This window comes from Bradyrhizobium sp. ISRA464 (assembly GCF_029910095.1).
Classification (GTDB): Bacteria; Pseudomonadota; Alphaproteobacteria; order Rhizobiales; family Xanthobacteraceae; genus Bradyrhizobium.
Window position 1 is genome coordinate 181658 of sequence record NZ_CP094526.1, and the last position, 14552, is coordinate 196209.

At 62.2% G+C, this 14552-nt stretch carries 14 protein-coding genes; 5 read left to right on the forward strand and 9 right to left on the reverse strand.

The window, feature by feature from the left end:
• Positions 1-47 precede the first annotated feature (47 nt).
• The 8 genes from MTX19_RS00870 to hemJ all read right to left on the reverse strand — a co-directional run bounded on the left by MTX19_RS00870 (position 48) and on the right by hemJ (position 9445).
• Positions 48-990, reverse strand: a protein-coding gene (locus MTX19_RS00870) for an IS630 family transposase (protein WP_280982053.1) whose coding sequence is annotated in 2 segments (ribosomal slippage) — positions 48-653 and positions 655-990 — 942 coding nt in all. Because the reading frame shifts where the segments join, the coding sequence is not laid out codon by codon here.
• An 87-nt stretch (positions 991-1077) separates the two neighbouring features.
• Complete coding sequence (locus tag MTX19_RS00875; protein WP_280982054.1) at positions 1078-1965, reverse strand: ParB/RepB/Spo0J family partition protein; 888 nt, start codon at positions 1963-1965, stop codon at positions 1078-1080.
• A gap of 141 nt (positions 1966-2106) precedes the next feature.
• Positions 2107-2958, reverse strand: coding sequence for a ParA family protein (locus MTX19_RS00880; protein WP_280982055.1), 852 nt, complete (start codon positions 2956-2958; stop codon positions 2107-2109).
• A 31-nt stretch (positions 2959-2989) separates the two neighbouring features.
• Positions 2990-3655 (reverse strand): 16S rRNA (guanine(527)-N(7))-methyltransferase RsmG, encoded by a 666-nt coding sequence (rsmG, locus tag MTX19_RS00885; RefSeq protein WP_280986157.1) that lies wholly within the window; start codon positions 3653-3655, stop codon positions 2990-2992.
• Between the two features lie 140 nt (positions 3656-3795).
• Positions 3796-5679, reverse strand: coding sequence for a tRNA uridine-5-carboxymethylaminomethyl(34) synthesis enzyme MnmG (mnmG, locus tag MTX19_RS00890; protein WP_280982056.1), 1884 nt, complete (start codon positions 5677-5679; stop codon positions 3796-3798).
• A gap of 184 nt (positions 5680-5863) precedes the next feature.
• The gene (gene mnmE, locus MTX19_RS00895) at positions 5864-7198 is read right to left on the reverse strand and encodes a tRNA uridine-5-carboxymethylaminomethyl(34) synthesis GTPase MnmE (protein ID WP_280982057.1); all 1335 of its coding nucleotides are present in this window, start codon (positions 7196-7198) and stop codon (positions 5864-5866) included.
• 306 nt (positions 7199-7504) lie between these two features.
• Complete coding sequence (gene rho, locus MTX19_RS00900) at positions 7505-8770, reverse strand: transcription termination factor Rho (RefSeq protein ID WP_280974790.1); 1266 nt, start codon at positions 8768-8770, stop codon at positions 7505-7507.
• 252 nt (positions 8771-9022) lie between these two features.
• A complete protein-coding gene (hemJ, locus tag MTX19_RS00905) occupies positions 9023-9445 on the reverse strand; it encodes a protoporphyrinogen oxidase HemJ (RefSeq protein WP_280984655.1) in 423 nt (140 codons plus the stop codon).
• Between the two features lie 445 nt (positions 9446-9890).
• Here hemJ and MTX19_RS00910 point away from each other — a divergent pair, with 445 nt between their 5' ends.
• Genes MTX19_RS00910 through dnaQ form a run of 4 tightly spaced genes read left to right on the forward strand, consistent with a single transcriptional unit; the run spans position 9891 to position 12736 of the window.
• Positions 9891-10727, forward strand: a complete 837-nt coding sequence (locus MTX19_RS00910; RefSeq protein ID WP_280982058.1) for a pyruvate, water dikinase regulatory protein — start codon at positions 9891-9893, stop codon at positions 10725-10727.
• Positions 10728-10737: 10 nt separating this feature from the next.
• Positions 10738-11346: a Maf family protein gene (locus MTX19_RS00915; protein WP_280982059.1), complete on the forward strand. Its 609-nt coding sequence runs from the start codon at positions 10738-10740 to the stop codon at positions 11344-11346.
• 41 nt (positions 11347-11387) lie between these two features.
• Positions 11388-11987 carry a dephospho-CoA kinase gene (gene coaE, locus MTX19_RS00920; protein WP_280982060.1) on the forward strand — a complete coding sequence of 200 codons (600 nt, stop codon included), beginning with the start codon at positions 11388-11390 and terminating at the stop codon, positions 11985-11987.
• A gap of 29 nt (positions 11988-12016) precedes the next feature.
• Complete coding sequence (gene dnaQ, locus MTX19_RS00925; RefSeq protein WP_280974785.1) at positions 12017-12736, forward strand: DNA polymerase III subunit epsilon; 720 nt, start codon at positions 12017-12019, stop codon at positions 12734-12736.
• 71 nt (positions 12737-12807) lie between these two features.
• On the opposite strand, the gene secB is transcribed toward dnaQ, so the two are convergent.
• Entirely contained in the window at positions 12808-13296 is a 489-nt protein-coding gene (gene secB, locus MTX19_RS00930) for a protein-export chaperone SecB (RefSeq protein WP_280974784.1), read from the reverse strand.
• A gap of 411 nt (positions 13297-13707) precedes the next feature.
• On the opposite strand from secB, the gene MTX19_RS00935 reads away from it, so the two are divergent.
• Positions 13708-14412, forward strand: a complete 705-nt coding sequence (locus tag MTX19_RS00935) for a Tim44/TimA family putative adaptor protein (RefSeq protein ID WP_280982061.1) — start codon at positions 13708-13710, stop codon at positions 14410-14412.
• Positions 14413-14552: the final 140 nt, after the last annotated feature.

A 14552-nucleotide genomic window follows, 5' to 3' on the forward strand; every position in this document is an offset into this window, starting at 1 on the left:
CCTCGCAATGACGGAAAAGAGATCGGCTGGACTAGAGCATGATGTTTTTATACGGAAACGTAACCTGAGTTTTTGAAGTAGTTGGTGCACTCCTCCTTGGAGAAGAGATCGAGGAGTTCACCGGCCTTTCGCCAGGTTGCCTCCACGTCACGAGGCTCTGCAGCTCGCATGAGGTGTTTGAGTTTGGCGAAGACCTGCTCGATCGGATTGAGGTCAGGGCTATAGGGCGGGAGGAAGATGCGGTGGGCGCCTCTGGCGCGGATGGCTTGGCGAGCCGCTTTGCCCTTATGGCTGCCAAGATTGTCGAGGATGACGATCTCGCCCGGTGCGAGGGTGGGTGCCAACACCTTCTCGACGTACAGCGTGAAGAACTCACCATTGATGGGACCATCGATCACCCAAGGCGCGCTGATCCGATCGTGACGCAGCGCCGCGATGAAGGTCATGGTCTTCCAATGACCGAAAGGCGCAGATGCTTGGAGGCGCTGCCCACAGGGCCCCCAGCCGCGCAGCGGCGCCATATTGGTTTTGATCCACGTCTCGTCGATAAAAACCAACCGCGCTACGTCGATCCTGCCTTGATGTGCTTTCCAGCGGGTCCGCTTACGGGCGACGTCGGGGCGATCCTGCTCGGCTGGTAGAAGCGTTTTTTTTGAAGCTGAGCCCCTCGGTGTGAACAAAAGTCCACACCGCCCGCACGTCTGTCTTGATCCCGCGTGCAGCCAGCTCCTGTGTCAGCTTGCGCAAGGTGAATGGCCCCGAGCGAATGCGTTTGCGCAGCCAGTCGGCGTTGGCATCCGATAGAACCCGCTTCTTGTGGCCGCCGATCTTGCCAGGCGACAGGCTACCGGTATCCCGCCTCAGATTCTTCCACTTCGTCACACAGGAGGGACTGATCTGTAGCGCCTCTGCAATCGAACGAACTGTCTCCCCCGCGTCAGCTCGCGCCAAGGCCCGCTCGCGGATGTCTTCCGAATAAGGTCGCGTCATCCATGCTGGCCTCCGTCCTCCAGCATGGAGTTTGAATCAGAAATTGCCTCCTCTGGGAATCCCGATTCCAGCCAAAAACAACGTGCTCTAGCCGCCTTCCAGCCGCCGCACCACCTCATCGAGCTGCTCGAGGTTGCGGTAGTTGATCTGCACCGTGCCGCCGGGATCGCGATGGTTGACGGTGACGGTAAGGCCGAGCGCGTCGCTCACACGCTTCTCCAGTGCCAGGGTGTCGGCATCCTTGTTGACCTTGGCCGCAGCGCTCGAGCGCGCTTTTTGCGACTTGCGCTCCGGCACGCCTTCCTCATGCGCCAGCGCCTCGGCCTGGCGGACGTTGAGGCCTTCGGCGACGATGCGCTTCGCAGCCGCGAGCGGATCGGGCACGCCGATCAGCGCGCGGGCGTGACCGGCGGAGAGATCGCCCTTGGCGATCAGCGCCTGCACCTCGGCGGGCAGCTTGGTCAGCCGCATCATGTTGGCGACGTGGCTGCGGCTCTTGCCGACAATCTTGGCGATGTCCTCCTGGCTGCGTTTGAACTCGTCGGCCAGCGCATGATAGCCCTGCGCCTCCTCCATCGCGTTGAGGTCCTCGCGCTGGACATTCTCGATGATCATGATCTCGAGCGCATCGGAGTCGTTGACCTCGACCGGCACGATCGGCACTTCATGCAGGCCCGCGAGCTGCGAGGCGCGCCAGCGGCGCTCGCCGGCGATGATCTCGTAGCGGTCCTGCACGCCCTTGATCGCGCGCACCACGATCGGCTGGATCACGCCGCGCTGCTTGATCGAGTCAGCGAGCTCGCCGAGCTCGGCATCGGCAAAGGTGCGGCGCGGGTTGCGCGGGTTGGCCTTGAGGAATTCGATCGGCACCTTGCGCTGCGCGCGCGGCCGCTCGACATGCGCGGCCTCGCCGCCGACGTCCCCGATCAGGCTTGCAAGCCCGCGCCCCAGTCGCGAACGCGCTTCATCAGCCATTGTTGCGAGCTCCCTTGGATTCACGCGCAGTACTCCGGACTTGAATTTCAGAATCGTAGGATGGGTAGAGCGCAGCGAAACCCATCGCTCTCTTTCAGCGCAAGGATGGGTATCGCTTCGCTCCACCCATCCTACGCATCGTCAATGCGTGCGCAGCTCGCGCTCGCGCTGGATCACTTCGGTGGCGAGCTTGAGATAGGCTTCGCTGCCGGCGCATTTGAGATCATAGACCAAGACCGGCTTGCCGTAGGACGGCGCCTCCGAGATGCGCACGTTGCGCGGAATCATGGTGTCGTAGACCTTGGCTCCCATGAACTGGCGCACGTCGGCGACGACTTGGTTGGAGAGGTTGTTGCGCGAGTCGAACATGGTCAGCACGATGCCGTGGATCGACAGGTTCGGATTGAGCGTCGAGCGCACCTGCTCCACGGTCTGCAGCAACTGCGACAGACCTTCGAGCGCGAAGAACTCGCACTGCAGCGGCACCAGTATCGCATCCGACGCCGCCATCGCATTCACGGTGAGCAGGTTGAGCGACGGCGGGCAGTCGATCAGCACATAGGTGTAGTCGGCTTCCGGCGAGACATTGTTGTTCAGCCCGGCGATCGCATCGCGCAACCGGAACGCGCGGCCCGGCGTGGTGCCGAGCTCGAGCTCGAGGCCGGAGAGATCCATGGTGGAGGCCGCGATATGCAGCCGGGGCACCGCGGTCGCGACTACGGCGTCGCGCAGCGGCGCTTCGCCGACCAGCACGTCGTAAGTCGAGCAGCTGCGGTTGCGGCGATCGATGCCGAGGCCGGTCGACGCGTTGCCCTGCGGATCGAGATCGACGATCAGGACCCGCTCACCAATCGCAGCGAGTGCCGTGCCAAGATTGATCGCTGTGGTGGTTTTGCCGACCCCGCCCTTCTGATTGGCGAGAGACAGGATGCGCGGATGGCCGGCCGGCTGCGGCGCCCTATCCTCTTGATAAACCTCATCCATCACAGTCATACCAAAATACCACTTGCTGCCGCGGAGTCCCCTAGCGCCGCTCGATTGACGCGAGCTCGACGATCCAGCCGTGTCCGCCGGTACGGCTGGAATGAAGCTTCGGTTCAATATTCCAATATTTAGTGGCCTCGGTCAATTCGGCCTCTACATCTTGACCTTTCAAAAACAGCGCTCTCGCGCCTTTTTTGACCCACGGCTCCGCAAAGCCGATGAGTTGATGTAACGGAGCCAGCGCCCGCGCGGTGACGCAATCGATCGGACCGGAGATTCTATCCACAGTATCCCCGATATCAGCGAGATGCACTGTCCCCGGCGACGTCGTCACGCGAATCGCCTCGCGCAAGAATGCCGCCTTCTTGGCGATTCGCTCAACCAGATGAACCGACGCGCCCGGCGTCTCGGCCAGCGCGCAGGCCAGCACCACGCCGGGGAAGCCGCCGCCGCTGCCGAGATCGACCCAGGACTTCGCCGATGGCGCTAGATTTAGAAGCTGGAGCGAATCGGAGACGTGGCGGGTCCAGAGATTCGGGAGCGTCGATGGCGCCACCAGATTGGTCTTGGCCTGCCACTCCAGCAGGAGCCCGACATAGCGATCGAGGCGAGCTTCCGTTTCACGTGAAACAGGAGTCAGCGCGAGCGCCGCGGCCTTGTCGCCGGCGGAGACTTGAAGCTCTGAGGATTGGGAAACTGGAGCCATCTTCTTGGATGCCAATCGTGCTCGCTGTTGGGACGAAGCGATGCAATCCAGAAGTGCTGCCCGGAAGCGATGGACTGCTTCGTCGCTTCCGCCCTTCGATACGACGGACAGTCGACCGCCGTCCCGTTTCACGTGAAACGCTACGCAGACGCCTTTGCGGTCTTGCGCCGCGCCTCGCGGCGCAGATAGGCGGCCAGGATGCCCAGCGCGGCCGGTGTCATGCCGTCGATCCGGCCCGCCTGCCCGATCGTCCGCGGCTGCGCCTTCTGCAACTTGACGCGCGCCTCGTTCGAGAGGCCCGGCACAACGGCGTAGTCGACATCGGTCAGCACCAGCCCTTCGTCGCGCCTGAAGGCATCGACATCGGCGGTCTGGCGCTTCAGATAGACATCGTATTTGGCGTCGATCTCGAGATGCACCGCGATGGCGGGATCGATGGCCGACAGCTCCGGCCAGATCGCGCGGACCGCGGGCCACTCGATCTCCGGGTAGGCCAACAGTTCAAAGGCCGAGCGGCGGTTCCCATCGCGGTTGAGCGACAGCCCATGCCTAGTGGCTTCATTCGGCGTGATCGAGAGCGACTTCGCCAAGGCCTTCGCCGCCTCCAGCGCCGCCATCTTGGTCCGGTGGCGCACCGCGCGGACTGTCCCGACGCATCCCAGCGCAATACCCTTGTCGGTGAGCCGCTGGTCGGCATTATCGGCCCGCAGCGTCAGCCGATATTCGGCGCGCGAGGTGAACATCCGATAGGGCTCAGTGATCCCGCGAGTGACGAGATCGTCGATCATCACGCCGAGATAGCCGTCAGCGCGGTCGAACACGATCGGGTCGGCGCCGCCGGCAACCAATGCGGCATTGAGCCCTGCGACAATGCCCTGCCCGGCCGCCTCTTCGTACCCGGTGGTGCCGTTGATCTGCCCGGCCAGGAACAGCCCCTGGAGGCGCTTGGTCTGCAGGGTCGGATCAAGCTCGCGCGGATCAACATGGTCGTACTCGATCGCATAGCCCGGCCGGACCATCTTCACCCGCTCAAGGCCGGGAATGCTGGCGAGGATCGCAAGCTGGACCTCCTCCGGGAGCGATGTCGAGATACCGTTCGGATAGACCGTGGTGTCGTCGAGCCCTTCCGGCTCCAGGAAGATCTGGTGGCCGTCGCGATCGCCAAAGCGGACGATCTTGTCCTCGATCGAAGGGCAATAACGCGGTCCGGTGCTCTTGATCTGGCCGGAATACATCGGCGAGCGATGGACATTGGCCCGGATCACCTCATGGGTCGCCGACGTGGTCCTGGTGATGCCGCACTGGATCTGAGGCGTCGTGATCCGCTCGGTCATCACTGAAAATGGCTCAGGCGGATCGTCTCCCGGCTGCATTTCGACCGCCGACCAGTCGATCGTGGTGCCATCCAGGCGCGGCGGGGTCCCGGTCTTGAGCCGTCCCAAGGTAAAGCCGACGCGTTCAAACGACGCAGAGAGCCCCATGGCCGGCGCCTCGCCGACTCGGCCGGCGGGCCAGTTCCTCTCGCCGAGGTGGATCAGACCGCGCAGAAAGGTGCCCGTCGTAATCACGACGGCACCCGTCGAGAGCGTTCGGCCGTCGCCCAAGCGAATGCCGGTCACGCGCCCATCAGCGACGATCAGCTCGTCAGCTTCACCCTCGATCACTCTCAGGTTGGCGGTCTCAGTAATCGCGACCTGCATGGCCGCGGCATAGAGCTTCCGGTCGGCCTGGGCTCGCGGGCCACGGACCGCTGGCCCCTTCCGACGATTGAGCATCCGGAACTGGATGCCGCCGGCATCGGCAACACGACCCATCAAACCATCAAGGGCATCGACCTCGCGCACCAAGTGCCCCTTGCCGAGGCCTCCGATGGCGGGATTGCAGGACATCGCACCAACAGTCGCAAAGCGGTGGGTCACAAGGGCGGTCTTTGCGCCCATCCGGGCAGCCGCGCTCGCAGCCTCGCAGCCGGCATGGCCGCCGCCGATGACGATGACGTCAAATGTATCCGCCGGAGAAATCATGGCGGGACTTCTATCGCGGAGTCATGAATGCCGGAAGAACGAAGTTGAAAGCTCCGTTGTTTCACGTGAAACGGGCGCCCTTGGTTCCGGCCAATCTGTTTCACGTGAAACGCGCGACTGGTCACACCGGGGGCAATTGGTGTTTCACGTGAAACGATCTGACAATACCCCGGATGGGGGCGTCTTACTTGCCTATGCAGAATTCTCGGAAGATCACGTCAAGGATGTCCTCGACATCGACCCGGCCGAGCAAGCGGCCAAGGGAAAAGGCCGCGCTGCGGAGTTCCTCAGCGACTAATTCTTCGCCCTGGCCGATCACGTCGAGGCTGCGGTGGAGCGACTGCGCCGTCTCCTCCAGCAACTTGCGTTGCCGTGTCCGGCTGATCAGTCCGCCTTCGCTGGTCCCGAAATAGTCGTGCGCGAAGCCAACCAGCGCCGTGATCAGTTCGGGAATTCCATCGCCGCGGGCTGCGGAGATCCTGAACTGGGGGTTTGTGTCCCCCTCGCCCAGTCCACTGGATCGCGCACGATCGAGATCGACCTTGTTGCGTACCAGCCAGACCGGCGTCGTATCTTCGTGCGTCCCCACCCCGCCAGCACGGTCGGTCAGCCAGAGGACGAGATCCGCTTCCGCGGCTCGCGCCCGCGCACGGCGGACGCCCTCCTGCTCCACGGGATCCTCGGTCTCGCGGATGCCAGCCGTGTCGATGACCATCACCGGATAGCCGTCGAGATCGAGCTGAACCTCGATCACGTCACGCGTGGTGCCGGCATGCGGCGAGACGATCGCGACCTCACGCCGCGCAAGCTGGTTGATCAGCGTCGACTTGCCGACATTCGGCGGACCCGCGATCGCGACCACCAGGCCATCGCGCAGCCGTTCCCCTTGTCCTTGCGCCGCAAGGACGCCTTGAATCTCATCGTGAAGCGATCTGATCTTCGCCAGCGCCGGCGCAATCAGTTCGTCGGGCACATCGCCTTCGTCGGAGAAATCAATGCCGGCTTCGATCAGCGCCGACGCCGCGATGATCTGCTCGCGCCAGTCGCGCGCGCGATCGCCAAGCAGCCCCTTCAACTGACGCAGCGCCTGGCGCCGCTGGCGGTCGGTATCGGCGTGGATGAGATCGTCGAGGCCCTCCGCCTCGGTCAGGTCGAGTTTGCCGTTCTCGAAGGCCCGCCGCGTGAATTCGCCGGGCTCGGCCGGACGTACATTGTCGAACGCAGCGAGTGCTCCAAACATCGTTGCCAGCACCGCGCGTCCGCCATGGACATGGAATTCGGCAACGTCCTCGCCAGTCGCACTCGCCGGCGCTGGAAACCACAGCACGACCGCATCGTCGATCGGTTGGCGGCCGGAATTGCGGAGCAGCACACGGGTGGCCATCCGCGGAACCGGCATCTTGCCGGCCAGGCCCGAGACGACTGACTCGGCCATTGGACCAGAGACCCTGATAATCGCGATCGCACTCGGTGCCCGACCGGACGACAGCGCAAAAATGGTTTGGTCGCGTGAATGCATCGCCTATTTGTTCCCGAGCACTTTACAAAGGCAATGCGGTGTCGTTTTGCAACATTTGATCAAGAATGCTGCATTGCAATATAACTTGGATGCGACCGCAAAATTTCCGCAGCAATTATGTTGCAATCGGCACTCTGATCACGCAGCACAGCCATTCGTCAGTTAATATATCTGTTATAAATCAATACGTTATAAGGTAACTTATGTACTAACGCGCCGCACTCCATCTTGCGGGCGTACTGCAACAAGACCGCAACATGAAAAAGGCGCCCCGTTTGAACGGAGCGCCTGTCGTTCCGGGCCGCCTCAGGTGTTCATCGAATCGAAGAACTCTGCGTTGTTCTTCGTGTTCCGGAGCTTGTCGAGCAGGAAGTCGATCGCGTCCATGGTGCCCATCGGATTCAGGATGCGGCGCAGGACGTACATCTTCTTCAGCACCTGCGGATCGGTGATGAGCTCCTCCTTGCGGGTGCCGGACCGGGCAATGTCGATCGCCGGGAAGGTCCGCTTGTCCGAGACCTTGCGGTCAAGGATCAGTTCGGAGTTACCGGTGCCCTTGAACTCTTCGAAAATGACTTCGTCCATGCGGCTGCCGGTATCGACCAGTGCGGTCGCGATGATGGTCAGCGAACCGCCCTCCTCAATGTTGCGCGCGGCACCGAAGAAGCGCTTCGGGCGCTGCAAGGCATTGGCGTCGACGCCGCCGGTCAGTACTTTGCCGGATGACGGCACCACCGTGTTGTAGGCGCGGCCGAGGCGCGTGATCGAATCGAGCAGGATCACGACGTCGCGGCCGTGCTCGACGAGCCGCTTGGCCTTCTCGATCACCATCTCAGCGACCTGGACGTGACGTACCGCGGGTTCGTCGAAGGTGGACGAGACCACTTCACCCTTCACCGAGCGCTGCATGTCAGTGACTTCTTCGGGACGCTCGTCGATCAGCAGCACGATCAGATAGCAGTCAGGATGATTGGCGGTGATGGAGTGCGCGATGTTCTGCATCAGCACCGTCTTGCCGGTGCGCGGCGGCGCCACGATCAGCGCGCGCTGGCCCTTGCCGATCGGCGCGACAATGTCGATCACGCGGGCAGAAAGATCTTTCTTGGTGGAGTCCTCGAGCTCCATGCGGAAGCGCTGATTGGGAAACAGCGGCGTGAGGTTGTCGAAATTGACCTTGTGCCTGGATTTCTCGGGGTCTTCGAAATTGAGCGTGTTGACCTTCAGCAGCGCGAAGTAGCGTTCGCCTTCCTTCGGGCTGCGGATGTGGCCTTCGATCGTATCGCCGGTGCGCAGGCCAAAGCGGCGGATCTGCGAGGGCGAGACGTAGATGTCGTCGGGGCCCGGCAGGTAGTTCGCGTCCGGCGAACGAAGGAAGCCGAAGCCGTCGGACAGAACCTCGACGACGCCTTCACCGATAATGTCGGTCTCGGCGATCGCGAGCTGCTTGAGGATGGCGAACATCAGCTCCTGCTTGCGCATGGTGCTGGCGTTTTCGACCCCGTTCTCTTCCGCAAACGAGACGAGCTCAGCCGGCGTTTTCGATTTGAGGTCCTGGAGTTTGATTTCCCGCATTGGGATAGTCCTGTGAGGAAGTAAGTAGGGAAGGGGTGCGAGGTGGCTTTGGAAAAAGCGGACGCCAAAGGAAGGTCCGCAGGTCTCAGCCAGGAAAGTGCCGTTGGGGCTTCAAACCTGATGCGGCGCCGGCCCAAAAACGAACCGAAACGCGACCACATCCGCCTGCGTAGGGTGGGATGAAGCCTATATAGAAAATCGATCCGTGCTCCGCAAGAAGGACTGAAGCCCACTTCTTGAGCATTATCGTCCCTAGAACGGCTTAACGACCACCATGATGACGATCAGAATCATCAGGAGTGTAGGTACCTCATTGATAATACGATAGAATTTCTGGCTACGCTGATTCCGATCCGCGGCGAAATCCTTCACCCACCGGGCAAAAAAGCCGTGGACACCGGACATTATCAGCACCAGCGTAAATTTGACGTGAAACCAGCCCGAAAGGTACCAGTGTCCAGCCCAGACCAGATAAAGCCCGGCGAGCCAGGTCACGATCATCGCGGGGTTGATGATCGCCTTCAAAAGCCGCCGCTCCATCACCTTGAACGTCTCGGACTGCTTCGAGCCGGGCTCAGCTTCGCAGTGATAGACGAACAGCCGCGGCAGATACAGCATCCCCGCCATCCACGAGATGACGGCAACGATGTGCACGGCCTTGATCCACTCGTACATGGCGGGGCTGCCTTTCAAGGAACGGCTCGGGCGGTCTCAGCGTTGCGAGCAAAGCTCTCCAAACGAGGGACGGATACATATCCGCAAGCTCGGCTCTCCTAAACCTATTAATTTTAGAATCTAAGGTTTGAGTCTGAATGGCGGTGGATTTGACTCACGCAAGGCGATCCAGCCGTTCTCGCAGGCTTGTTCACATCTCTCAACATTCTGGCGCGGTGGCATGCTCACTGGGATTCGGTGATCTCACTCAATTGCTTGCGCAGGTCCGTGGCCAGCTTATGAAGAGACAAATCCACACCTACCCACTATCATCGCTCCCATGACGTCGACTTATCCTTTTGCGAGGCGCTGTGAAGAAGAGGATGAGATATCCCGAGGCTGGCCGGCGGCCCCGGATTCTCCTCCTCGGTCTCCACAGGGATTCACAAAATAGACAGGAATTTTGGTGCCCACGAACTCCAACTATTTCCATCTGCATCTGGTGTCGGATTCGACCGGTGAGACGCTGATCACCGTGGCACGCGCGGTCGCCGCGCAATACGCCAACGTGACCGCGGTCGAGCATGTCTATCCGCTGGTGCGCAGCCAGAAGCAGCTCGATCGCGTGCTCGATGAGATCGAGGAATCGCCGGGCATCGTGCTGTTCACGCTTCTGGAGAAAGATCTCGTCGGCCGGCTCGAAGACAAGTGCAAGGAGATCAATGTTCCCAGCCTGTCGATCATCGGGCCGGTGATGCAATTGTTCGAGGCGTATCTGGGTGCCGCGACGACGGGACGGGTCGGCGCGCAGCACGTGCTCAACGCGGAATATTTCCGGCGGATCGATGCGTTGAACTACACCATGATGCATGACGACGGTCAGCATGTCGAAGGCCTCGAGGAAGCCGACGTCGTCCTGGTCGGCGTATCGCGCACGTCGAAGACGCCGACGTCGATCTATCTCGCCAATCGCGGCATCCGCACGGCGAACGTTCCGCTGGTGCCGGGCATTCCGCTGCCGCACCAGCTCGAAACCCTGAAGAAGCCGCTGGTGGTCAGCCTGCACGCAACGCCGGAGCGATTGATTCAGGTGCGGCAGAACCGCTTGCTCAGCATGGGCGACCGCGACAACGACACCTACATCGATAAGCAGGCGGTGGCCGACGAGGTCGCCTTTGCACGACGCTTGAGCGCGAAATTCAACTGGGCGCTGCTCGACGTGACGCGCCGCTCGATCGAGGAGACCGCGGCCGCGGTGATGAAGCTCTATGCCGACCGCCAGCGCGCGCGGCCGCCCGAGTGATCGTTGCGTCATGACCATCTGGCGTGGACAACAGAAGCTGATCCTGGCGTCGCAAAGCCGCGCGCGGAAAATGCTGCTCGAAAATGCCGGCCTCGATTTCGAGGCGCTGCCGGCCGATATCGACGAGCGCGCCGTGCAGAAGCAATCCGGTCTATTGGCGCCAGGCGAGATCGCCTCGATGCTGGCGTGCGAGAAGGCCTTGTTCGTCTCCCGCCAAAGGCCCGGCCACTATGTCGTCGGGGCTGATCAAACGCTTGCGCTGGGGCCGCGGATGTTCAGCAAGCCGGCCGGCCGGGCGCAGGCCGCCGAGCAGCTCAGTCTGCTCGCAGGCAATGTCCATGAACTCCATTCGGCCGTCTCAGTTGCGCGTGACGGAAAAACCTTGTTTGCCGATGTGAGCGTCGCGCGCATGACGATGCGGCGGCTCAGCGAGGGCGAGATCGAAGCCTATCTCGACCAGGCCGGAGCGGCGGTGACGACCAGCGTCGGCGCCTATCAGCTCGAGAGCCTGGGCGTACATCTGTTCGAGCGCATCGAGGGCGACCATTTCACCATTCTCGGCCTGCCGCTATTGTCGCTGCTCGGGTTCCTGCGCCGCGAGCGACTGCTCGCGGTATGAGGCGGTATTGAAAGGCATGACGACGGAAAGATGCTGATCCGATGTTGATCCTTGGACTGACCGGCTCGATCGGGATGGGAAAATCCACGACCGCAAAACTGTTCATGGAGGCCGGCGTGCCGGTGTACGACGCCGATGCGGCCGTGCATCAATTGTATGAAGGGGAAGCGGCGCCGGCGATCGAGGCGGCGTTTCCCGGCACCACCGTCAATGGCAAGGTCGACCGCGCAAAACTCTCCGCGCGCGTGGTGCATGATGCCGCGGCGATGCAGCAGCTCGAGCAGATCGTGCATCCGATGCTCGGCGCGTCGCGCCGGAAATTCTTCGCCGACGCGGAGGCCGCCGGCGCACCCGTGGTTGTCGTCGACGTGCCGCTATTGTTCGAGACCGGCGGCGAAAAGCGGGTCGATGCCGTGGTGGTCGTCTCCACCTCGCCGGAGCTGCAGCGCGAGCGCGTGCTGGCGCGAGGCACGATGGATGCCGAGAAGCTCGACGCCATCATCGCGCGCCAGATTCCGGACGCCGAAAAGCGCAAACGTGCGGATTTCATAGTGGATACCTCGCACGGGCTTGAGCCGGTGCGGGCGCGCATCCGCGACATTCTGGCCGAGGTTGTTAAGATGCCGAAGCGGCGCGTCTGATTCGCCCGCTCTTCGGATTCCTTCACGTCATGCGCGAAATCGTTCTCGATACCGAAACCACTGGCCTCGATCCGCTGCGCGGCGACCGGCTGGTCGAGATCGGTTGCGTCGAGATCTTCAATCGCATGCCGACGGGGCAGACCTACCACGTCTATATCAATCCCGAGCGCGACATGCCGGCGGAGGCATTCGCCGTGCACGGCCTATCGACCGAGTTCCTGGCCAGCAAGCCGCTGTTCAGCGAGGTGGTCGAGGAGTTCCTGGCCTTCATTGGCGACACGCCGCTGGTGATCCACAACGCGTCCTTCGACGTCAGCTTCATCAACGCCGAGCTCGATCGCATCAAGCGGCCGACGATTCCGAAGGATCGTCTGGTCGACACCTTGCTGCTGGCGCGCCGCAAGCACCCCGGCGTGTCGAACCGGCTCGACGATCTCTGCTCGCGCTACTCGATCGACAATTCCCACCGCACCAAGCACGGCGCGTTGCTCGACGCCGAGCTCTTGGCCGAGGTCTATATCGACCTGATCGGGGCACGGCAGTCGCAGCTCATCCTGGCGTCGGAGACGTCGGACGCCCGCGCCGGCAGCTATGGCGATACGCCGCGGCGGCAGCGTGAAATTCCGCTGGTGCCACGGGTCAGTGATGCCGATCGCGAGGTTCACCGGGCCTTTGTCGCGACCTTGGGCGACAAGCCGATCTGGAACGACTATTTGCCGCCGGTGCCTGTGGCTGTACCGGCCGCTTAAAGGCAATTCGGCCCTGATTGCGATCAGGGCCGAATGCGCTGGCCTGCTGGTTTTGCCTGAATGCCGTCGGATCAGCTCGGCTTGACGCCGGACGCCGCCTGTGCGGCAGCTTGCCGCTCCATGTTTTGGCGGTAGAGGCCGACGAAATCGACGGGATCGAGCATCAGCGGCGGGAAGCCGCCGTCGCGGACCGAGGTTGCGACAATCTCGCGCGCGAACGGGAACAGCAGCCGCGGGCACTCGATCATGACCAGCGGGTGCAGGTTTTCCTGCGGAACGTTCACGATCCGGAACACGCCGGCATAGGCCAGGTCGAAGCTGAACATCACCTTGCCGGCGCTTTCGGCCTTGCCTTCGATCGACAGGATCACCTCGAAGTCGTTTTCCGCGATGTTGTTGGCGGAGACGTTGATCTGGATGTTGATCGCCGGCTGCTGTTGCTGCGGCCCGAGCGAGGCCGGCGCGTTCGGGTTCTCGAACGAGAGATCCTTGGTGTATTGCGCCAGCACGTTGAGCTGGGGAGGGGCCTGCTCGACAGGTGCGCCGTTGCCGTTGGTCATGAAATGTCTCCTGAAGCGGCGCTCGATGGACTGGATGTCCGACGGCACGCGTTAAGGTGTTGGGAATGCAGATGCCGCGCGAGTGGCTATCATAGGCCCGGCGCGCTCGACAAGGACGACGAGGCAAAGAGCGGGCGGCGGATTCCTCCGCCAGCAGTGGTCAAGCCGATCCGCACAATCCATTAACGGCTTCCTAAATTATTGAATATGCGTGATTTCCGGGCAGGAACGGGTTTCCTCCCAGCGGTAAAACGCGCTACAATTGCCCGTGCCAAAAAGCGCCATTGGCCGGGCATAGTTTCGTGCCTACATGCTGCGGACTCAATCGGTGATGTAATCTCTGCCGTTCCCCGACCGGGAACGCTTGTACAGCCGGCCCGTTGCCGGCAGAGACCAGAAAGCGAAATCGACGTGGATATCTACACCATCATCTTCCTGGCGCTGGCTGTGTTCATCTTCCTGCGCCTGCGCAGCGTCCTCGGACAGCGCACCGGAAGCGAGCGGCCGCCTTACGATCGCGCCGCACCCAACGTCGTTCAGCGCAGCCAGGATAACAATAACGTCGTTCCGATCCCGGGTTCGGTGATCGACCAACCCACCGCGGCACGCGTCGAGCCGACTGAACCGACCGACCGCTGGAAGGGGATCGCCGAGCCCGGCACGGCGCTGGCGCAGGGTCTCGACGCGGTGGCTGCCCAGGACTCCTCGTTCGATCCGCGGCATTTCCTCTCGGGCGCCCGTTCGGCCTACGAGATGATCGTGCTGGCCTTCGCCAACGGCGACCGCCGGGCCCTCAAGGATTTATTATCGACCGAGGTCTATGAAAGCTTCGAGGCCGCGATCAAGGACCGCGAGAAGCACGAGCAGAAGACCGAGACGCGGTTCGTGTCGATCGACAAGGCCGAGATCGTCAACGCGGAGACGCGCGATCGCACGGCGCAGCTGACCGTCCGCTTCGTGTCGCAGATGATTTCGGTCACGCGCGACAAGGCGGGCACGATTGTCGACGGCAGCCCGGACAAGGTGGCCGACATCACCGATGTCTGGACGTTCGCCCGTGACTCGACTTCCCGCGATCCGAACTGGAAGCTGGTTGGTACTGGAAGCGCTAACTAAACATCTCAGTTATGGGCGCCTTGCCGTTGCGAGTTGCGCGCTCGCGATACTGTGTTCCACGGCGGCGATAGGCGCACATTACCGGGCGAAACGGCACGCACCGGCGCGGCACGAGCCTACGCGCCAGGTTCCCTATCCCA

Excerpts from the sequence above, each read along its gene's own strand:
- MTX19_RS00875 (WP_280982054.1), bottom strand. The coding sequence starts at position 1,965 with ATGGCTGATGAAGCGCGTTCGCGACTGGGGCGCGGGCTTGCAAGCCTG.
- MTX19_RS00880 (WP_280982055.1), bottom strand. The coding sequence starts at position 2,958 with ATGACTGTGATGGATGAGGTTTATCAAGAGGATAGGGCGCCGCAGCCG.
- rsmG (WP_280986157.1), bottom strand. The coding sequence starts at position 3,655 with ATGGCTCCAGTTTCCCAATCCTCAGAGCTTCAAGTCTCCGCCGGCGAC.
- mnmG (WP_280982056.1), bottom strand. The coding sequence starts at position 5,679 with ATGATTTCTCCGGCGGATACATTTGACGTCATCGTCATCGGCGGCGGC.
- mnmE (WP_280982057.1), bottom strand. The coding sequence starts at position 7,198 with ATGCATTCACGCGACCAAACCATTTTTGCGCTGTCGTCCGGTCGGGCA.
- rho (WP_280974790.1), bottom strand. The coding sequence starts at position 8,770 with ATGCGGGAAATCAAACTCCAGGACCTCAAATCGAAAACGCCGGCTGAG.
- hemJ (WP_280984655.1), bottom strand. The coding sequence starts at position 9,445 with ATGTACGAGTGGATCAAGGCCGTGCACATCGTTGCCGTCATCTCGTGG.
- MTX19_RS00915 (WP_280982059.1), top strand. The coding sequence starts at position 10,738 with ATGACCATCTGGCGTGGACAACAGAAGCTGATCCTGGCGTCGCAAAGC.
- coaE (WP_280982060.1), top strand. The coding sequence starts at position 11,388 with ATGTTGATCCTTGGACTGACCGGCTCGATCGGGATGGGAAAATCCACG.
- dnaQ (WP_280974785.1), top strand. The coding sequence starts at position 12,017 with ATGCGCGAAATCGTTCTCGATACCGAAACCACTGGCCTCGATCCGCTG.
- secB (WP_280974784.1), bottom strand. The coding sequence starts at position 13,296 with ATGACCAACGGCAACGGCGCACCTGTCGAGCAGGCCCCTCCCCAGCTC.